Origin of the sequence: Collinsella aerofaciens (assembly GCF_015548375.1) — a bacterium.
Classification (GTDB): Bacteria; Actinomycetota; Coriobacteriia; order Coriobacteriales; family Coriobacteriaceae; genus Collinsella; species Collinsella aerofaciens_AB.
Genome location: NZ_JADMWW010000018.1, coordinates 38,089 through 56,315, shown reverse-complemented (window position 1 = coordinate 56,315; position 18,227 = coordinate 38,089). Strand labels below are relative to the sequence as shown.

Genomic DNA, 18,227 nt, shown 5'->3' with positions numbered 1-18,227 from the left:
CGGCATTCAGCATCAGGGTAGCGCTGCGACGCGGAAATCGCGCGCCGTTGCCGCGCCCCGCAGTGCCCGCTTCCCCCAAGGACAATTATCAGTGCAGGTAGCAGACTCGTTGTTTTTGAAAAAACAAGGGTATGGTCAGGGGCTCGGGGCAAACGTAGCAGATGGGCGCGATTCGTGGCGCGGCTATTCCAGGTGCCACGGCTTCACTCCTCTGGCGCGACATTTCAAGGCGCTTTTGAGGAGGAGTGTCCCTGATGACTGGGCGTTTAAGAACGTCCAATGACTAAGTTGCAGGTGGCGGCGGTTGTGTTACACTAAAGCTGCGTATATGACGCAATCATCTCGATACAGATCAATGATGTCCGTCGGTATTTGACGGAACTAGACTGTTTAGCCGCCCTGAAGGTTTATGCAGGGAGCATGTGATCACAGGGCTTGAAAAGAAAGTTGAGCAAACACTGTGTCTGATCAACAGCAAGAAAACGAAATAACGACGACGCAAGCCGCTCCCGCTGCACCGGTTGCGTTGGACCAGGTCGCGGCGCCCGCGCAAGCCTCGGCTCCTGAGACGCCTAAGGCTGCTTCGACGCCTACGCCTTCAGCGGCTGAGAAGGCCGTGCCTGCAACTGGTGAGGAGGCTGCTCCGGCAAAGCCCAAGCGTACGCGCCGCACGGCCAAGTCTGCTGCTGACGGCGAGGAGGTCACCAAGCCCAAGCGCCGTACCACGCGCACGACGCGCGTCAAGCGCACCGTTGCAGCTGACTCCTCGGAGCCGATTTCCGATGAGGTCGCGCAGGCGCGTGCGTTGGCGCAGATTAGCGAGGCTCAGGTGGTGCGCGCCCGCCGTCGTGCTGCCGAGCGCGAGGCCGCGGCTCTGACCGAGCTTGCAGCTCCGTCTGCGCCCGAGACACCTGCCGCCGACCAGCCGACCGAGAAGCCGGCACCGCGCACACGCCGTCGCACGGCTGCTAAGGCCGAGCAGGTTGCCGATCAGGTAACCCTCGAGCTCACCGAGGCTTCGGTTCGTTCCGCGGCAGGGGAGGGCGCATCGCCTGCTGAGTCCGCTGCGCCTGTCGAGGCCAGCGAAGTTCCCGTTGTCGATCCGGCTTTGCGCCCGCACCGTCGCGGTCGCAAGCCCAAGGCCTTCGTCGAGGCAGAGAAGGCCGCAGCCGCAGCTGCAGCCGCTCGGGATGCTGCGGCGACCGCCGAGTCTGCAACCGCTGCCGATGCACCCGTCCAGGATGCCACGACTTCCGAGGCCGTTTCTGCCGATGTCGAGCCCGCCGACGTCCGTCCAGGTCGCAGCCGTCGCACTGCTGTTAAACGCACGTCCAAGGCTAAGGCCGCCAAGAAGGGTACGTCCGAGGATTCCGACGAGACGACCGCCGATGCATCGACTGATGCCGCCGAGCCCCAGGACGTCGAACAGCCTGCGTCCGAGAAGCCCAAGCGCGGTCGTAAGAAGTCCGCTAAGGCCAAGGCGTCCGAGCAGCAGGCTGATGTCGAAGCGCAGGTCGATTCCGGCGCCGAGGCCAATGACGCCGCTAAGGCCAATGCCGACGCCGCCGCAACCGATGACGCCGCGCCCGCTGAGGCCGATGACAACGCTCGCCCCAACCGTCGCCAGCACAAGCGCAACGACGAGCGCAACGAGCGCAAGGACGACCGCAACAACGACCGTCGCAACCGCCAGCGCGATCGCAAGCAGCGCAACAAGGAGCGTAATGCCGCCCCCACCGAACCCACGCTTTCGCGCGAGGAACTCGCTGCCATGAAGGTCGCCGAGCTGCGCGAGAAGGCCAAGGAGTTCGAGATCGAGACGACCGGCAAGAAGAAAGCCGAGCTTGTCGAGGAGATCTACACCACTGCCGCAAAGGCCGAGGGCTTCCGTGATATCAAGGGTATCCTGCAGATTCGCCCGGACAGTTCCGGCATCATCCACGCCCACGGTTACATGAAGTCCAACGACGACGCCTTCGTCCCTGCCTACCTCATTCGCTCCGCGCGCCTGCGCACGGGCGACGTCATCGAGGGCTCGCTGCGTCCTTCGCGCGGCGGCGACAAGCGCGCCGGCCTCGCCAAAATCACGACCGTCAACGGTCTGGACCCCGAGCAGATTCGCAACCGCCCCAAGTTCGGTGACCTCACCCCGGTCTATCCCAACGAGCCGCTGCGCATGGAGCATGGCAAGGACTCCATTACCGGTCGCGCCATCGACATCGTGTCGCCGATCGGCAAGGGTCAGCGTGGCTTGATCGTGTCCCCGCCCAAGGCCGGCAAGACCACAATCCTCAAGAAGATCTGCCAGTCTATCTCGATTAACAACCCCGAGGTGCACCTCATCTGCCTGCTCGTCGACGAGCGCCCCGAAGAGGTTACCGATATGCAGCGTTCCATCAAGGGCGAGGTTGTGGCGTCGACCTTCGATATGCCCGCCGACAACCACACTCGTGTGGCAGAGCTCGTCATCGAGCGCGCCAAGCGCATCGTGGAGCTGGGCGGCGATGTCGTGGTGGTGCTCGACTCCATCACGCGTCTTGCCCGCGCCTACAACTTGGCGGCGCCCGCCTCAGGCCGCATCCTTTCGGGCGGCGTCGATTCGGCGGCACTGTATCCGCCCAAGCGCTTCCTGGGCGCAGCCCGCAATATCGAGAACGGTGGCTCGCTCACCATCCTGGCCTCTGCCCTCATCGACACCGGCTCCAAGATGGACGAGGTCATCTTTGAGGAGTTCAAGGGCACCGGCAACATGGAGCTCAAGCTCGACCGCGACCTGGCCGACCGCCGCATCTTCCCGGCTATCGACCCCGTTGCCTCCGGTACGCGTAACGAGGACCTGTTGGTTGACGAGCAGATGCGTCCGTTTGTCTTTGGCCTGCGTCGCATTCTTGCCGGCATGAACAACACCGAGCGCGCAGCTGCGTCGTTTATCAAGGGTCTTAAGGGCACCAACACCAACCAGGAGTTCCTGGTGCGTTCGGCCAAAAAGCACAGCGACTACGAGCAGACGTTCTAGGTTGTCATCCACACGCAGCGATAGTCATCAATGCAATAAAGGGTCGGGGCTTTGAGCCTCGGCCCTTTTCTATATCGCCGCTCCGCGCTTATTTTTGACCATAAGACTGGCAAGCAGCAGGTTTCCCGTTTCAATCCGACATCGTCGCTTGCAATCGACAGGGCGGTTTCGCATAATAGCTTTTAAGCTTCGCGACGGATAACGCAGATGAAACGAACCATATACCGTTGCTTTGGGGCATAGCCCCGCTTCATCTTCTCTCGCGCAGCCAACTGAATGATGCGATTTGGGTGCTGGAAGATGGGGAGAGCTCATGGCTTCTTCTGATGCAACACAACGAGCAGTCCTTGCCGGACTTTCGTGCGGGATCGGCCTTGCCGCTCCCGTGGTTATGTATGCCGCGACGCTGCCGTTTTCGTCTGTGAACGAGACGGTCGTGGCGGGTGCGGTTCCCTTCGCCGTGGGCGCGGTGGCGGGCGTGGGCATCTATGCCGCCTCGCTGGGTATCTCCGAGTATCGTGCGCAGCGTGAAGAGCGTCTGTTCCAGCCCGATGCCATGGGCGGTGCCGCCAATCTCAATCAGCATCAAAGCGAGTTCAAGACCGCCTCGATTTCAGCTCAGCAGCAGGATGCGACTCCTTACGCTGCGGCTTCTGATTCTCAGGCTCAGGCGGAGCAGTCTACCTCGGCATTCCTTTCCGGCCTGACTGGTGCGTTCCAGCGCCGTCATGCCGATGATGGTGTCCCTACCATCGCTCGAGCCGCAGATGCTATGGACGAGGACGAGGCTCGGTCCATGATCGACAGTATGCTTGACGACGATTCGCCGGTGAGCTGCGACCCTGCACACTCGCGCGACGTCTATCAAGTCGCCATCGACGAGCTCACCAACGGCGGGCAGACCGGCTCCTTCAATCGCGACGACATCGCCGCCGCGGCACGCGCCGTGTCTGGTTCCCAGGCCGCCCCTGCGGGCAGCACGGCGGCTTTCGTGGCACTCGTTGCCAACGCGGCAGCCAATAACGCCTACAACGCTACCTCGGCGGACGCGAACGCTTCTGCCGACAATTCGTACGTTGATGAAGCCATGACTGCGGACGAGGAGGCCGTTGCCGCCCGCCGTGCCGCCGAAAGCTCATTGTGGGGCGCTCCTGCCCAGCAGCAGGCGGCTGAGGCTGTGCCGTACAATGCAAACCTCGCCAGCATGCCTATCATCTCCGGTGCCGCGGACATCGATCTCGATGACCTCGATGAGCCTGCAGCCATCACCGCATCGATTGATGCCCAAGATCGCATCGACACCGGCGACCTTCCGGACGCCTCGCTCGAGGTTGATGTTCCCATGGCCGATTACTCGGGCCACGAGGACATGTGGGCCGCCGCCACCGCGATTCTGGATGAGATTGACGAGCCCGCTCCTGTTGCAGCGCCCGCTCCCGTCGCTGCCCCTCAGCCTGCTGCCCCCGCCTATGTCGGCCGTCACAGCGCTGTGTTCCCCGAGGATACCGCCCGTATCTCGCGCGAGAGCATCGAGCGGGCCGAGGCTATTGCCGCCGGCATTATGGAAAACCGTCGTCACGAGCGCGTCAATCAGATCCTCGAGGAAGAGATCGAGCGCCTGCAGTCCTCTACCGCCAAGCGTACGGGCCGTGCCTATCTGAGCGTTATCGAGGGCGGTACCGCCAGCTTCGCGCCGCTCCGCGCGGAGGCATAACTTCTGCATGGTTAAGATCAATCGAAAATGGGCGGTTGTTACCTGCCTGATGGCGCTCTTGATCTGGGGCAATTCGCTGGTTCCCGGCTCGGGGTCGGGCTCGCTGAGCCTAACGGTCATGGAAGCTATCCGCGGTTTCCTGCACGGCGTGGGACTTCCATATGAATGGGTGACCAACTTTGTTGTTCGCAAGTGCGCGCATTTTACCGAGTATATGGTGCTCGGCATCCTGGCAACGCACGCCTTTGATTTTGAGGGCCGGCGCACCTTTGACGTGCTGCTGCCCACGGCGGTGTTCCTGCTGCTGATTCCCTCGATCGACGAGACGATTCAGCTCTTTGTGCCGGGACGCGCCGGCATGATCACCGATGTGATGATCGACTGCTGTGGAGCGGCAACGGGCGTTGTGCTTCGATATCTCTTACGGTGGCTGATGTGCGCCAAAAAAGCCGCCTAGGACGTATTGTTTGGTCCTAGGCGGCCTTTTTTATTTGAGGGGTTATATGAGGCGTGGTGGCGTCGTTCCGTAGGTTGGATTTGCCGAGCGCGCCACGCCCTGTGGGTGCGTCTGCTACTGAAGCGCCTGTGCGCCCAGGGCCAGGCAGCCCATGATGCCCTGCTTGCCCTCGAGGCTGTTGTTGACAATATAGGAATCGATGTCGTTGACCTCGGGCGTGACGATATAGCCGTTGAGCATCTCGGCGCACTTTTTGCGTGCGAGCGGCACGATGGGGGTGTGGTCGGCCACGCCGCCGCCGATGATGATCTTTTGCGGTGCGTAGCACAGCGTGTAGGTCATGAGCGCCTGTGCCAGATAGCCTGCGAGCAGGTCCATGGCCTCCGGGTCATCGGCCATGTCTCCGGCGCTCTTGCCATCCCAGCGCTTTTTAACGCCAGGGCCGGCGATGAGGCCCTCGAGGCAGTTGTCATGGAAGGGGCAGGCGCTATGCTCGCCGATGGTGTCGCGCGGGTCGCGCGTGACCAGGATGTGGCCGGCCTCGGGATGCATCATGCCGTGCACGAGCTGGCCGCCCGAGAGCACGCCGGCGCCCACGCCGGTGCCGATGGTCAGATACACAACGTCAGTGAGGCCCTTGGCGCAACCAAAGGTGACCTCGCCCAAGCAGGCAACGTTGACGTCGGTGTCGTAGCCACAGGGAATATTGAGCTCGTTTTGGATGGTGCCCAGCAGATCAAAGTAGCGCCATGCCGTTTTGGGCGTCTCCAGGATCTTGCCGTATTGGGGCGACGCGGGGTTGACTGCGGTGGGGCCAAAGGCGCCGATGCCCAGCGCGGTGATGCCCTTGTCGGCAAACCATGCATTGACGGCCTCAACGGTCTCCTGCGGGGTCGTGGTCGCGATCTGCTCACGCTCCAGGACCGTACCGTCTGCATAGCCCGTGGCGCAGACCATCTTGGTGCCGCCGGCCTCGAGCGCTCCGATAAGCTGCTGATCTGCCATAGTATTCCTCTCTCTGGGACGAGTTGCTCCGTGACTAGAGTATAGGGCTCTAAACTATTTAAGAAAGCGTTATAAAAAGAAGCCTCGCAACGCGGCGGGCGGTGCGAGGCTTCTTTGGCTACTTTAGCTGCCGGGCCGTCCTTACCCGCGCGGCTTGATTTTATCACGTAGAGACTTGAGGTTCTCCAGTGCCGCGTTAAGCGTCTCGTCTCGCTTGGCAAAGTGGAAACGAATCAGATGGTTGACGGGCTCGCGGAAGAAGCTCGAGCCGGGCACTGCGCCCACGCCCACCTTTGAGGCCAGGTCCTCGCAGAACTCGAGGTCGCTGTCGTAGCCAAACTCAGAGATATCCATCATCACGTAGTAGGCGCCCTGCGGTACGTTGTGCTTAAGTCCGATACTATCGAGCCCTTGGCAGAACAGGTCGCGTTTGGCGGTATAGAGGTCAAGGACCTCATCGTAATAGCTGCCGTCGAAATTGAGGGCGGTGACGACGGCTTCCTGCAGGGGAGCGGCGGCACCCACGGTGAGGAAGTCGTGGACCTTCTTGATGCGCTCGGTGATCTGGGCCGGGGCAATGGTGTAGCCAAGACGCCAGCCGGTGATGGAGTACGTCTTAGACAGCGAACTGCAGCTGATGGTTCGCTCGAACATGCCGGGCAGCGTGGCCATATAGACGTGCTCGTGGGGCGCGTAGACGATGTGCTCGTATACCTCGTCGGTAATGCAGTAGGCGTCGTACTTTTTGCAGAGGTCGGCGATAAAGGTGAGCTCCTCGCGCGTAAAGACCTTGCCGCAGGGGTTGGAAGGGTTGCACAGGACGATGGCCTTGGGGTCGTTGTCGCGGAAGGCCGCCTCGAGTGTCTCGCGGTCAAAGTCGAATGTGGGCGGGTTGAGCGGCACGTAGATGGGCTCGGCACCCGAAAGGATCGTGTCGGCGCCGTAGTTCTCGTAGAACGGCGAGAAGATGACGACCTTATCGCCGGGGTTCGTGACCGTCATCATGGCGGCCATCATGGCCTCGGTGGAGCCGCAGGTGACCACGATATTCTGGTTGGGGTCGATCGGCATGCCCATAAAGTGCTCCTGTTTGGCGGCGAGCGCCTCGCGCATGGCCTGGGAGCCCCAGGTAATGGAGTACTGGTGGTAGAGCGGCTTGGGGTCGGCGGCGATGGTGCTCAGGCTGTTGAGCAGCTGCGCCGGAGGATCGAAGTCGGGGAAGCCCTGCGAGAGATTGACGGCATCGTACTTATTGGAGATGCGTGTCATGCGGCGGATGACCGAATCGGTAAATGTTGCCGTGCGGTTGGAGAGTTCTTTCATGCCGGTCCTTTCGAGGATTTGCAGTGGGGCAAGTTTACTCCTATGGAACCGGTGGGAATTGCTCGAAACGCGCTCGAAAAACTCTTTTCAAAATTCTTGAAAATTGGGGCTTGCATCGCGTGGCGTTCCTTGCAATAATAGTCGAGCGCGAAGCGCACAGGACACGGTGGGTGTAGCTCAGTTGGCTAGAGCGACGGGTTGTGGTCCCGTAGGTCGAGGGTTCGAGTCCCTTTACCCACCCCAGTTCTTGCTTCGTGTTGATATCGGGTCGTTAGCTCAGTTGGTAGAGCAGGGGACTCTTAATCCCAAGGTCCAGGGTTCGAACCCCTGACGGCCCACCACACGATATCTCCTCTAAAGTCCGCCATAACGGACTTTAGCTTTGGGTCGTTAGCTCAGTTGGTAGAGCAGGGGACTCTTAATCCCAAGGTCCAGGGTTCGACCCCCTGACGGCCCACCCAAAGATCGTTTAAGCGACTGGCTTAGGCTGGTCGCTTTTTTGTTGACCTCACATGGGGTCGAACCCGTCGGGGTGCGGAGCTGAGGAAATGCGTAAGCATTTGCCAGCGCAGCGCGCAAGGCGCGAAGCGCCGCAGCGACCGCCTGCGCAGCAGGCTGACCCCCTGACGGCCCACCCAAAGATTGTTAAAGCGACTGGCTCAGGCTGGTCGTTTTTTGTTGACCACGCATGGGGTCGAACCCGAAAGGGCGCGGAGCTGAGTAATCTGCACCGTGATTCCCTTAGGGAAACACGGCTAAAGCCCCGTAGGCGTGTTCTCCTTAGGGGAATCATGCTTACGGGGCTCGATGCATGTTGAGAAGTTGTGATCAAACTCAAAGTGAGAATCGATTTAGTCTGCTCGATAGTGCGAACCTAAGCTTTCAGTTCGCTTGCGCATGGCTTTGACCATTTCCTGTGCTAGTCGAATCTGCGACTGTAGGCGGGCGAGGGCTGCGATCTCGCTGTCATCGGCATGCGGCTTGCTCAGCGCCATGGCCTTGTCTTGCAGGCTTTCAAGCTGTTGCAGGGCCTCGGATAGGCCTGTTTCGGTCCTGTTGATCATGCAATAGGTGCTCATCGTGTGCTTAAGGCCGTGTGTCAGGCGTTCGGCATCTGTTGTGGAAATGCCGTAGCGGGGGAGGGCGATATCCGCCTTCAGGGCTGTCTCAGGCTCTTTCTGCGCTGCAAGGGCTGCCGATGCGCCCGCGATGCGTCCGAACACGATGCCGTTGGCGCTTGACAAGCCACCAATGCGGTCGGCGCCGTGCATGCCGCCTGTCGCCTCGCCGCAAGCGTAGAGGCCCTCAACGCCCGTGTGCGCGGTCTTATCGATCTTAATGCCGCCGTTAGCGGCGTGGGCATACATCGCAACGCGCATCTCGTCGGTCGGCGCGATGCCGTGCTCGTCTTGCAGCCAGGTGGCAAAGGTCTGCACAAACTCTGGGACATCCTCGCGGGGGAAGTCGTAGTGGAGTGCCAGACCTTCGACACCTGCCTGATCGATGACGAGATCGATAGAGCGGGAGGCCAAGCGTGACGTGAAGGGACCATATCCAGAGCGCTGCTCGAGCAGGTCGTCCAGCTTGTCGTCGGCAATATCTACCGGCTGGTCTACGTGCACGTAGCGCCAGGTTTTCTCATTGAAGACCAAGTTACGCCTGGGCTCGATGAAGCCGGGCATCATCTGCATGAACTCTATATTAGTAAGTGTTGCGCCGTGCGCCAGTGCGATGGCCTGCGAGGAGCTGAGCACATCAGCCGACGTAAGGCTGCGCTCGAACAGGCCGCCTGTGCCACCGGCTGCGATGACCGTGGCCTTGGCAGCAAAGGGCACGATTCGATTTTCGGTAAGGTCGTAGAGTACGGTTCCGGTTATTCTGCCGTTCGTGTCCTCAACAAGGTCGATAAGCTCATGGCGGGGGAGCAGGCGAATGCCGAGCGACTCGATCCAGGTCGTCAGAGCGTCCTCAAGGGGCTTGCGGGTGAGGCCGCGCCACATGCGCGTCTTGTGGTCAAAGCAGGGGATAAATTGCTTTTGTTGAGCACTCTTGGCGCTTTGCGGACGCTGGAGCTCAACGCCCAGGTCTTGCTCGAGCCAGTCAATCGCTTGGGGAATGCCGTGGACGAACGCTTGGACGAGTTCGGGGTCGGCAACGCCGCCGCCGACGGCCAGGATGGTGTCGATGAGGTCCTGCTCGTCGTCTTCGTTAACGGGTCCGATAAGCCCTAGGCCCCAGGTTCCGGGGAAGAAGCTCGATCCACTCATAGTCTTGCCGGCGCTTGCCACAGTGACGGTTGCACCCGTGCGTGCCGCTTCGATGGCGGCGCAAAGGCCCGCAATGCCAGATCCAATTACCAGTACATCAGTCGATTCCATCGGATTCCTTTCTCGTCCGGCGCATTGTCGCACGGGTGATCGGCAATGGGGCCGCAAAGACTCGGCAAATCGGTAAAGGGCAAATATGGCAGGTGGGCGTCATGGACGCTCTGACGCTCCATCTCATCACATCTTGTATTTCGCCCCAACTGATATATCGGCATTAGCTACCCTGCACCAGCGCAAACAAAAAGAGCCGCTACCTCGAAAGGTAGCGGCTCCAAAGCTCAACTATATGAGCATCGCGCGGGCGCGATTAGGCCTTGAGGGCCTCCTCGACGGCGACAGCGCAGGCGACGGTGGCACCGACCATGGGGTTGTTGCCCATGCCGATGAGACCCATCATGTCGACGTGCGCAGGCACGGAGGAAGAACCGGCGAACTGGGCGTCGGAGTGCATGCGGCCCATGGTGTCGGTCATGCCGTAAGAGGCAGGGCCGGCGCCCATGTTGTCCGGGTGCAGGGTACGGCCAGTGCCGCCACCAGAAGCGACGGAGAAGTACTTCTTGCCAGCCTCGAGGCGCTCCTTCTTGTAGGTGCCAGCGACGGGGTGCTGGAAGCGCGTGGGGTTGGTGGAGTTACCGGTGATCGAGATGTCGACGTTCTCGTGCCACATGATGGCAACGCCCTCGCGGACGTCGTCGGCGCCGTAGCAGTTAACGGCGGCGCGGGGACCATCGGAGTAGGGGATGGTCTCGACGACCTTGAGCTCGCCCGTGAAGTAGTCGAACTGGGTCTTCACGTAGGTGAAGCCGTTGATGCGGGCGATGATCTGAGCAGCGTCCTTGCCCAGACCGTTGAGGATGACGCGCAGCGGCTTCTTGCGAGCCTTGTTGGCGTTCAGAGCCAGGCCGATAGCACCCTCAGCGGCAGCGAAGGACTCGTGACCGGCCAGGAAGGCGAAGCACTCGGTGTCGTCGGAGAGCAGCATAGCGCCCAGGTTGCCGTGGCCCAGACCGACCTTGCGGTCCTCGGCGACGGAGCCGGGAACGGTGAAGGCCTGGATGCCCTCGCCGATGATGGCGGCAGCCTCAGAAGCGGACTTGGCGCCACGCTTGACAGCGAGAGCGCAACCGAGGGTGTAGGCCCACTCGGCATTCTGGAAGGCGATGGACTGGGTGTTGTTGACGATCTCACGCGGGTTGAAGCCCTTGTCGGTGCAGATCTGCAGAGCTTCCTCGAGGGAGGCGATGCCGTTGTCGGCGAGGCACTTGTTGATCTTGTCAGCGCGGCGCTCGTAACCTTCGAACGTAACAGTCATAGTTATTTCCCTCCCTTTCTACTCGTGAACCGGGAACACGCTGGCGACGGAGTGAGTCTCCTCGTCGGTGCGCGGGTCGATGTACTTGGCAGCGTTCTCCCACTGACCATAGTGGCCCATAGCGCCAGCGATGGCCTCCTCGGGGGTCTTGCCGGCTTTGACGGCGTCGGTGAACTTGCCGAGGTTCAGGAACTCGAATGCGATGATCTCGTTCTTGTCATTGAGAGCCATGCGGGTGACGTAGCCCTGAGCGAGCTCGAGGTAACGAGCGCCCTTGGCCTTGGTGCCGAACATGGTGCCGACCTGAGAGCGAAGGCCCTTGCCGAGGTCGTCGAGGGAGGCGCCCACGGGCAGGCCGCCCTCGGAGAACGCGGTCTGGCTGCGGCCGTAAACGATCTGCAGGAAGATCTCGCGCATAGCAACGTTGATGGCGTCGCAGACGAGGTCGGTGTTGAGGGCCTCGAGGATGGTCTTACCGGGAAGGATCTCGGAAGCCATGGCGGCAGAGTGGGTCATGCCCGAGCAGCCGATGGTCTCAACGAGGGCCTCCTCGATGATGCCGTCCTTGACGTTCAGCGTGAGCTTGCAGGCGCCCTGCTGAGGTGCGCACCAACCCACACCGTGCGTAAGACCGGAGATGTCGGAAATCTCCTTAGCCTGGACCCACTTGCCCTCCTCGGGGATGGGTGCGGGGCCGTGGTATGCACCCTTGGCAACGGGGCACATGTTCTCCACTTCCTGTGAGTACTGCATGCCTCTCCTCTCTATCGTGTTGGCGTCCCGTCTGGGGGCCGTGGCTGGCGATTGCCGGGCGACCCTTCGAAAGGGACATGACATGCAGCCCCTATAATACCGCGAAATGCACGGAATATTCGGCGAACGGCTCAGTTTTCGTAGCGAGAAGTCCGGAAGTTTTAATTGAAACGGTTTAACTCTATGTTCTGTGGTCGCGAACTTCCGTAGAGGGGGTCCGTCTTTGGCAAGCTTTTGGGCAGCTCTTGTAAGCGTTGCGGGGGTTGACCTGTTGCAACGGTGCCGTTCGCCGCCTGTTTACTGCCTTTGGCCGCGCGAGCGAATTGTTTTGCGTGAATGTTTTGATGGCACGCTTCAATCGTGCTGTATTGGATGGCAAGCAGATCCCGGCGAAGGGAGCGCCATGCAGCGCGTTTGGAGAACGGTTACCGGCTTTTACCATGTCTGTGCCCGCGGTACGGGCAAGCAGCTCATCTTTGAGGGCGATGAAGACCGGTGGGAGTTCTTGGAGCTGATGCGTGAGTGCTGCCGCAAGGCGGGCGTGACGGTTATCGCCTGGTGCCTTATGGGCAATCACGTGCGTCTGGTGCTTGCAGATTACGAGGACGCGATGAGCGCGGCGATGCACCGGCTGCTTTTGACGTACGCGCGGCGGTTCAATAAACGCACGGGGCGCACAGGGCATCTGTTCCAGAACCGTTTTGACCGGCGCTCGCTCGATACCGACTGGCAGGTGATGGAGGCTATTCGCTCCGTTCACGCCGATCCGCAGGAGGCGGGCATGAGCCTAATCGAGCGTTACCCCTGGAGCAGCTTTGCGGAGCATCTGCGCGCTTACGACAGTGATGCGGCAGATGCCACGAGGGGATTTTCCGATCCTTCTTGCGTGCTTGAGCTTTTTGGTTCTGCCGAGGCCTTTGCTGCCTATTCGCTTTCGACGCCCGACAGCGGCGAACCGGCGCTGCGCGATATGAAAGAGACGGAGTGGGAACGCCACGCCTTTGCCAACAAGTTGGCGAAGGAGCTAGGGGTTCCGCTCAACGGGGTTAAAACTGTACCGCCGGCGCAGCGCGATACCGTTATTGTTGGATTGAACAATGCCGGCTTTACAGTGCGTCAGATTGAGCGGTATACCGGGATTGGCAAAAGTACCGTCTCTCGTATCGTGCGCGCCCGCGCGCGAACGGCGATGCGGGCTGGCGGAAACGTGATGTAGGGTCGCCTGTTCACCGCAGCTGGGGTCGTCCATACGCCGCAACCAGCGTTCAAAAGCTTGGTACGGTAACTGCACTTCTTAATATGCATAGAACAATCGTCATCTTGCATAAAATAACAGCTCAGTCCGGGTTTGCCCGTGCCTACCCCCGTCTGCGCCGTGCAAAAAACGGAGTTTTCAGCATCGTGGTGCTGTCGGCACTGCCACAATCTTGCAACACACGGGCCCCTAAGCTATTGATCCCTGCCGTTGCACCCCCGGAGTATGTGCCTGCGTCCCGTCAGACCGCGATGTCTGGTCTAAAACACAATATTTATGCGCCTGGAGACGTTGATTAACGCTTCCGATGCGTATGCACACAGCTTGGCGTGCTGAATACTCGCAAAAATGCACGCAGCATCCTATGGGACCCTTCTGCGGCAGGCGCGAAGCGAGTCGGAGCTCAGCAGAACGGGGCTTGGCGCATTGCTTGGCGGGTCCGGGGCCCTGCCGCAGGCCTTTGGTGCTGTGGAAAACGCCCGTGTTCGCGTCTGCTGTGTGGTAAATGACAGACGGAGCGCCGGACGCGCGGACTTCGTGCGTCCGGCGCTCATTAGGAAAAACAGAGCCGCCCGTATCGGGCGGCTCGGCAATCAAAAACCTTGGATTCGGCGCATACGCTACTGGTTAGTTTACCCCTCGAGCATGCCGTCGAGGGTGCGCCAGGCGAGCTCGGCGCATTTGACGCGGGCGGGCATGTGCGAGATGTCCTGGAGCTGGGCAGCCTCGTCTAGGTCTTCCAGGTCTTCCTCGGAGAGCTGTTCGCCGCGGATCATGGCGAGGAAGAGCCCCGCCAGGCGGCGCGCCTCCTCGACCGTCTCGCCGGTGATGAGGTCGGCCATGATGTCGGCGCTGGCCTGGCTGATGGCGCAGCCATGACCGGTAAAGGAGGCCTCCTCGATCACGCCGTTCTCGACGCGCAGCTGCAAGGTGAGTTCGTCACCGCAGCTGGGGTTGATGCCGTCGTGCTCGTGCGTGGGAGCGTCCATCTCGTACTTATAGTCGGGGTGCGAGTTGTGCTCCATAAATGTGGTGGAGGTGTACAGATTACCCATTGAACGTGCTCCAAACGTGATGCAGACCGGCGATGAACTTGTCAATGTCGGCCTTGTCGTTGTAGAAGGCCACGCTGGCGCGGCAGCAGGCAAGGTTCTCGACGCCCAGCCAGGTGAGCAGCGGCTGTGCGCAGTGGTGACCGGCGCGGATGCAGACGCCGTCCATGTCCATGATGCTCGCGACATCGTGCGGGTGGATACCCTTGACGTTAAAGCTCACGACGCCATGGTGATTGTCCCAATAGATGGAGCCGATAATCTGGACAAAGTCGAGCTGCATGAGTTCGCCCATCAGGTAGTGGACGAGTGCCTGCTCGCGTGCCTGGATGTTTTCGTAGCCCACGGTGTTAACCAGGTAGTCAAGCGCCGCGCCCGTGGCGAAGATGCCGGCGGCGTCCTGCGTGCCGGCCTCGAACTTCTCGGGGACGGGCGCCCAGACGGCGTCCTGCTCGGTGACCGAGTCGATCATCTCGCCGCCGGTAAGCATGGGCGGCATGGCGTTGAGCAGGTCCATCTTGCCCCACAGCACGCCGATGCCCATGGGGCCCATGGCCTTGTGCGCGCTAAAGGCAAAGAAATCGGCTCCAAGGTCGGCCACATCGACCGGCATGTGCGGCAGCGACTGCGCGCCGTCGACGACCAGATAGCCGCCGTACTTGTGCACGAGCTTGCCGAGGTTCTTGACCGGGTTCTCAACGCCCAGGACGTTAGAGACCTGACCCACGGCCAAGATCTTGGTCTTGGGGCCCACCTTGGCAAGAACTTCCTCGGTGGTGAGCTGGCCGGTCTTGGTGGGGTAGAGGTAGACGAGCTTGGCGCCGGTCTCACGGCAGACCTGCTGCCACGGAATCAGGTTGGAGTGGTGCTCCATGATGGTGATGACGACCTCGTCGCCCGGTTCGAGGACCGTGGGCGCAAAGCTCTTGGCGACCAGGTTGAGCGACTCGCTCGTGTTGCGGGTGAAGACGACCTCGTTGGCCTGGGGGGCGCCGATGACGTCGGCGATCTGCTGACGCACCTTTGCGATGGCCTCGGTGGCCTCGACGGACAGCGAGTACAGGCCGCGCAGGGGGTTGGCGTTCATGCGCTGGTAGAAGTCACGCTCGGCGTCGAGCACGCAGGCGGGGCGCTGCGCGGTGGCCGCGCTATCGAGGAAGGCGATCTCGGGGTGCTGCTGGAACAGCGGGAACTGCGCCTTGTAGGGATTGGTCTCGATGTCGACGGTAGGCCAGCCGCGCGAGGCCTCGTCGCTGGCGTCGAGTTCCATGGGCTCGGGGGCAGTACAGGTATCGCATTTAACGTGCTCGGTGTCGATCATGCGAGCTCCTCCTCAAAGTTATCGATCAAGTTGTTGCCCAGGCGGACGACGGCGGCGCGGGTGCGCTCATCGGTGGCGGAAAGCGCAGCGTCCTCCAGCTTGGCGCGGATGAACAGGTCCTCGGCGGCGTTTTGGTCAAGGCCGCGGCAGGCGAGGTAGAACAGCTGCTCGTCGCGGACGTGGCCGATGGTGGCGCCGTGGTTGCCAGCGACGTCGTCCTCGTCGCAGAGGATGACGGGGACGGTTTTGTTGTCGACGCCCTTGTTGGCGAGCAGCACGGTCTCGCGCTCGGTGCCGGTTGCGCCCTTGCAGCCGTGCACGAGGTCGATGGTGCCGCGGTAGACCTTCTTGGACGTGCCAGTCAGCACGCCGTTGGCGTCGATCTCGCACTCGGTCTTACGACCGCGGTGGCGCAGCTCGTAGTTAAAGTCGCGCACCTGTTCGCGGGCACCTAGGTAATCGGTATCGATGGTCACCTTGGCGGTGTCGCCCAGCAGATCGCCGGCGAGGCCGGTGGCGCTGGCACCGGCACCCAGGACGGTGTGCTGCACGTTGACGCGCGCGCCCTCGTCTAGGAATAGACCGGTGTCATCGAGTGCGATCCAGCTGTCATCGAGCGTCTGTGTGCAGGTCACGTTGACGGTGGCGTACTCGTGAGCGCACACGCGCAGCACGGAGCCCACGACGCCTTGGCCGCTGACGGGGGAGTCCAGGGCTAGAGCGAGGTCGAGCGTTGCCTGCGGACGGGCGACGACATCGATAGCGGCGATGGCCGCCGCCGCGTCGGCGCCACTCACGCGCACGGTAACCGTGGCGTGCTGGTATGCGGGCACATCGATGACGATGCACTTGGTGGCGTGGTCGATCAGATAGGTGCAGGCAGCCTCGCCCATGCCGGTCTCGAAGGCTTCGGCAGGGGAGAGCTCCTCCTCGAGCTTGATAGCGCCGGCCTGGTAGACGGAGGTGGCGGGCACGTCGAGCTCGGTCTCGGGCGTGATGCGGGCGCGGTCGGCGGCGTCGCCGGGGGCGGAGGCACGGCGCTCGGGGAAGCGCTCGGCCATGGCGTCCATGGCGGTATCGAAGGCGTCGGCCGTGCCAGCAAACTGCTCTTCCAAGCCCTCAACCTCAACGGCCTCGGCGGGAGCGGCGGAAAGCTCGTCCGAAAGCTCGAGCTTGGTCTGGTTCATTTTGAGCCAGCCCCAAGTTGCTGCCGGCATCGCATTAACCTGCTCGAGCGTGGTAGCAGCGGTGTTGGTTTCCTGTTTCATTATCCGATCGCTCCTTCCATCTCCAGCTTGATCAGGTTGTTCATCTCGACGGCGTACTCAAGCGGCAGCTCCTTGGAGACCGGGTTGGCAAAGCCGTTGACGATCATGGTGCGGGCCTCTTCCTCCGAGATGCCGCGGCTCATCAGGTAGAACACCTTGTCGTCGCCAATGCGGCCGATGGTGGCCTCGTGGCCGATGTCGACGTTCTTGGCGCGGATGTCCATGGCCGGAATAGTGTCGGAGCGGCTCTGGTCGTCGAGCATGAGCGACTGGCAGCTCACGGTTGCCTTGGAGCCCTCGGCCTTGGGCGTGGCCACGATAGAGCTACGGAAGGTCTGGATGCCGCCGCTCTTGGAGATGCCCTTGGTCTCGACGGTTGCCGAGGTCTCGGGCGCGTTGAGTACGACCTTACAGCCGGTATCGAGGTTCTGGCCGGCGCCGGCAAAGGTGATGCCGGTAAAGCTCGAGCGGGCGCCGCGGCCGTTGAGCACGCTCATGGGGTAGAGATAACCCACATGGCTGCCGAAGGAGCCACTGATCAACTCGATGTCGCCGTCCTCGTCCACGCGCGCACGCTTGGTGTTGAGGTTGTACATGTTCTTGGACCAGTTCTCGATGGTCGAGTAGCGCAGGTGTGCACGCTTGCCCACAAAGAGCTCGACAGCACCGGCGTGGAGGTTGGCCACGTTGTACTTGGGTGCGGAGCAGCCCTCGATAAAGTGCAGGTCGGCATCGTCCTCGACAATGATGAGCGTGTGCTCAAACTGGCCGGCGCCCTTGGCGTTGAGGCGGAAGTAGCTCTGCAGCGGGAAATCGAGCTTGGTGCCCTTGGGCACGTAGACAAACGAGCCGCCCGACCACACGGCGCCGTGCAGGGCCGCAAACTTGTGGTCGGTGGGCGGGATGAGCGTCATGAATTTCTCGTGGATGAGCGGCTCCCACTGCGGATCGTGCAGGGCTTCCTCAATACCGGAGTAGACGATGCCCATCTTGGACGCCGTGTCCTGCATGTTGTGGTAGACCAGCTCGGAGTCGTACTGCGCGCCGACGCCCGCCAGGTAGCTGCGCTCGGCCTCGGGGATGCCCAAGCGCTCAAAGGTGTTCTTGATGTCGTCGGGCACCGACTCCCAGTCGTGCTTTTGGTCGGTGTTGGGCTTGACGTAGGTGACGATGTTGTCCATGTCCAGGCCCTCGATGGAGGGGCCCCACGTCGGGTCGGGAAAACGGTTGAAGATCTCGAGGGACTTTAAGCGCAGGTCGAGCATCCACTGCGGCTCGTCCTTTTTGGCGCTAATCTCGCGCACGATGTCGGGCGTGATGCCGGCGTCGAGGCGCTCGAATCCCTCCTCGCCATAGGTGAAGTCGTAGAGGCTGCGGTCGATGTCCGCGACCTCGGTGCGGTTCTTGGTCATTGCGTCGCCCCT

General features: G+C 61.6%; 13 protein-coding genes and 3 tRNA genes. 7 read left to right on the top strand and 9 right to left on the bottom strand.

The window, feature by feature from the left end:
* Positions 1 to 460: 460 nt before the first annotated feature.
* The 3 genes from rho (at position 461) to I1969_RS08315 (ending at position 5,187) form a co-directional block, all read left to right on the top strand.
* Positions 461 to 3,016: a transcription termination factor Rho gene (gene rho / locus I1969_RS08325; RefSeq protein WP_271748092.1), complete on the top strand. Its 2,556-nt coding sequence runs from the start codon at positions 461 to 463 to the stop codon at positions 3,014 to 3,016.
* 313 nt (positions 3,017 to 3,329) lie between these two features.
* Positions 3,330 to 4,730: a hypothetical protein gene (locus tag I1969_RS08320; protein ID WP_195234501.1), complete on the top strand. Its 1,401-nt coding sequence runs from the start codon at positions 3,330 to 3,332 to the stop codon at positions 4,728 to 4,730.
* Positions 4,731 to 4,737: 7 nt separating this feature from the next.
* Positions 4,738 to 5,187 (top strand): VanZ family protein, encoded by a 450-nt coding sequence (locus I1969_RS08315; protein ID WP_148332258.1) that lies wholly within the window; start codon positions 4,738 to 4,740, stop codon positions 5,185 to 5,187.
* A 114-nt stretch (positions 5,188 to 5,301) separates the two neighbouring features.
* On the opposite strand, the gene I1969_RS08310 is transcribed toward I1969_RS08315, so the two are convergent.
* Positions 5,302 to 6,192, bottom strand: coding sequence for an ROK family protein (locus I1969_RS08310; RefSeq protein WP_195234499.1), 891 nt, complete (start codon positions 6,190 to 6,192; stop codon positions 5,302 to 5,304).
* A gap of 141 nt (positions 6,193 to 6,333) precedes the next feature.
* Positions 6,334 to 7,515: a pyridoxal phosphate-dependent aminotransferase gene (locus tag I1969_RS08305; protein ID WP_195234497.1), complete on the bottom strand. Its 1,182-nt coding sequence runs from the start codon at positions 7,513 to 7,515 to the stop codon at positions 6,334 to 6,336.
* A 166-nt stretch (positions 7,516 to 7,681) separates the two neighbouring features.
* Here I1969_RS08305 and I1969_RS08300 point away from each other — a divergent pair.
* The 3 genes from I1969_RS08300 (at position 7,682) to I1969_RS08290 (ending at position 7,972) form a co-directional block, all read left to right on the top strand.
* Positions 7,682 to 7,758, top strand: a tRNA-His gene (locus I1969_RS08300).
* A 22-nt stretch (positions 7,759 to 7,780) separates the two neighbouring features.
* Positions 7,781 to 7,856, top strand: a tRNA-Lys gene (locus I1969_RS08295).
* A gap of 43 nt (positions 7,857 to 7,899) precedes the next feature.
* Positions 7,900 to 7,972: transfer RNA gene (locus tag I1969_RS08290), tRNA-Lys, on the top strand.
* A gap of 394 nt (positions 7,973 to 8,366) precedes the next feature.
* Here I1969_RS08290 and I1969_RS08285 read toward each other — a convergent pair.
* The 3 genes from I1969_RS08285 to I1969_RS08275 all read right to left on the bottom strand — a co-directional run bounded on the left by I1969_RS08285 (position 8,367) and on the right by I1969_RS08275 (position 11,907).
* The gene (locus tag I1969_RS08285; protein WP_195234495.1) at positions 8,367 to 9,893 is read right to left on the bottom strand and encodes an FAD-dependent oxidoreductase; all 1,527 of its coding nucleotides are present in this window, start codon (positions 9,891 to 9,893) and stop codon (positions 8,367 to 8,369) included.
* 256 nt (positions 9,894 to 10,149) lie between these two features.
* Entirely contained in the window at positions 10,150 to 11,154 is a 1,005-nt protein-coding gene (locus I1969_RS08280) for a GGGtGRT protein (RefSeq protein ID WP_006235553.1), read from the bottom strand.
* Between the two features lie 18 nt (positions 11,155 to 11,172).
* Positions 11,173 to 11,907, bottom strand: a complete 735-nt coding sequence (locus tag I1969_RS08275) for an iron-sulfur cluster assembly scaffold protein (protein WP_006235554.1) — start codon at positions 11,905 to 11,907, stop codon at positions 11,173 to 11,175.
* 403 nt (positions 11,908 to 12,310) lie between these two features.
* Here I1969_RS08275 and I1969_RS08270 point away from each other — a divergent pair, with 403 nt between their 5' ends.
* On the top strand, positions 12,311 to 13,123 hold the full coding sequence (locus I1969_RS08270) for a transposase (protein WP_035138656.1): 813 nt from the start codon (positions 12,311 to 12,313) through the stop codon (positions 13,121 to 13,123).
* A gap of 671 nt (positions 13,124 to 13,794) precedes the next feature.
* On the opposite strand, the gene sufU is transcribed toward I1969_RS08270, so the two are convergent.
* From sufU to sufB, 4 genes are read right to left on the bottom strand one after another with little or no spacing between them, the layout of a single operon-like run.
* Positions 13,795 to 14,217 carry a Fe-S cluster assembly sulfur transfer protein SufU gene (gene sufU, locus I1969_RS08265; RefSeq protein WP_035138654.1) on the bottom strand — a complete coding sequence of 141 codons (423 nt, stop codon included), beginning with the start codon at positions 14,215 to 14,217 and terminating at the stop codon, positions 13,795 to 13,797.
* Positions 14,210 to 15,535, bottom strand: coding sequence for an aminotransferase class V-fold PLP-dependent enzyme (locus I1969_RS08260; protein WP_204986374.1), 1,326 nt, complete (start codon positions 15,533 to 15,535; stop codon positions 14,210 to 14,212). The genes sufU and I1969_RS08260 overlap by 8 nt, the downstream gene beginning before the upstream one ends.
* Positions 15,532 to 16,803: a SufB/SufD family protein gene (locus I1969_RS08255; protein WP_117746668.1), complete on the bottom strand. Its 1,272-nt coding sequence runs from the start codon at positions 16,801 to 16,803 to the stop codon at positions 15,532 to 15,534. The genes I1969_RS08260 and I1969_RS08255 overlap by 4 nt, the downstream gene beginning before the upstream one ends.
* Positions 16,803 to 18,215, bottom strand: a complete 1,413-nt coding sequence (gene sufB / locus I1969_RS08250) for a Fe-S cluster assembly protein SufB (protein WP_195234493.1) — start codon at positions 18,213 to 18,215, stop codon at positions 16,803 to 16,805. Before sufB ends, I1969_RS08255 begins: the two co-directional genes overlap by 1 nt.
* Positions 18,216 to 18,227: the final 12 nt, after the last annotated feature.

Bases quoted from the DNA above. Each gene is read 5' to 3' on its own strand.
- I1969_RS08320 (WP_195234501.1), top strand. From the start codon at position 3,330: ATGGCTTCTTCTGATGCAACACAACGAGCAGTCCTTGCCGGACTTTCG.
- I1969_RS08315 (WP_148332258.1), top strand. From the start codon at position 4,738: ATGGTTAAGATCAATCGAAAATGGGCGGTTGTTACCTGCCTGATGGCG.
- I1969_RS08310 (WP_195234499.1), bottom strand. From the start codon at position 6,192: ATGGCAGATCAGCAGCTTATCGGAGCGCTCGAGGCCGGCGGCACCAAG.
- I1969_RS08305 (WP_195234497.1), bottom strand. From the start codon at position 7,515: ATGAAAGAACTCTCCAACCGCACGGCAACATTTACCGATTCGGTCATC.
- I1969_RS08285 (WP_195234495.1), bottom strand. From the start codon at position 9,893: ATGGAATCGACTGATGTACTGGTAATTGGATCTGGCATTGCGGGCCTT.
- I1969_RS08280 (WP_006235553.1), bottom strand. From the start codon at position 11,154: ATGACTGTTACGTTCGAAGGTTACGAGCGCCGCGCTGACAAGATCAAC.
- I1969_RS08275 (WP_006235554.1), bottom strand. From the start codon at position 11,907: ATGCAGTACTCACAGGAAGTGGAGAACATGTGCCCCGTTGCCAAGGGT.
- I1969_RS08270 (WP_035138656.1), top strand. From the start codon at position 12,311: ATGCAGCGCGTTTGGAGAACGGTTACCGGCTTTTACCATGTCTGTGCC.
- sufU (WP_035138654.1), bottom strand. From the start codon at position 14,217: ATGGGTAATCTGTACACCTCCACCACATTTATGGAGCACAACTCGCAC.
- I1969_RS08260 (WP_204986374.1), bottom strand. From the start codon at position 15,535: ATGATCGACACCGAGCACGTTAAATGCGATACCTGTACTGCCCCCGAG.
- I1969_RS08255 (WP_117746668.1), bottom strand. From the start codon at position 16,803: ATGAAACAGGAAACCAACACCGCTGCTACCACGCTCGAGCAGGTTAAT.
- sufB (WP_195234493.1), bottom strand. From the start codon at position 18,215: ATGACCAAGAACCGCACCGAGGTCGCGGACATCGACCGCAGCCTCTAC.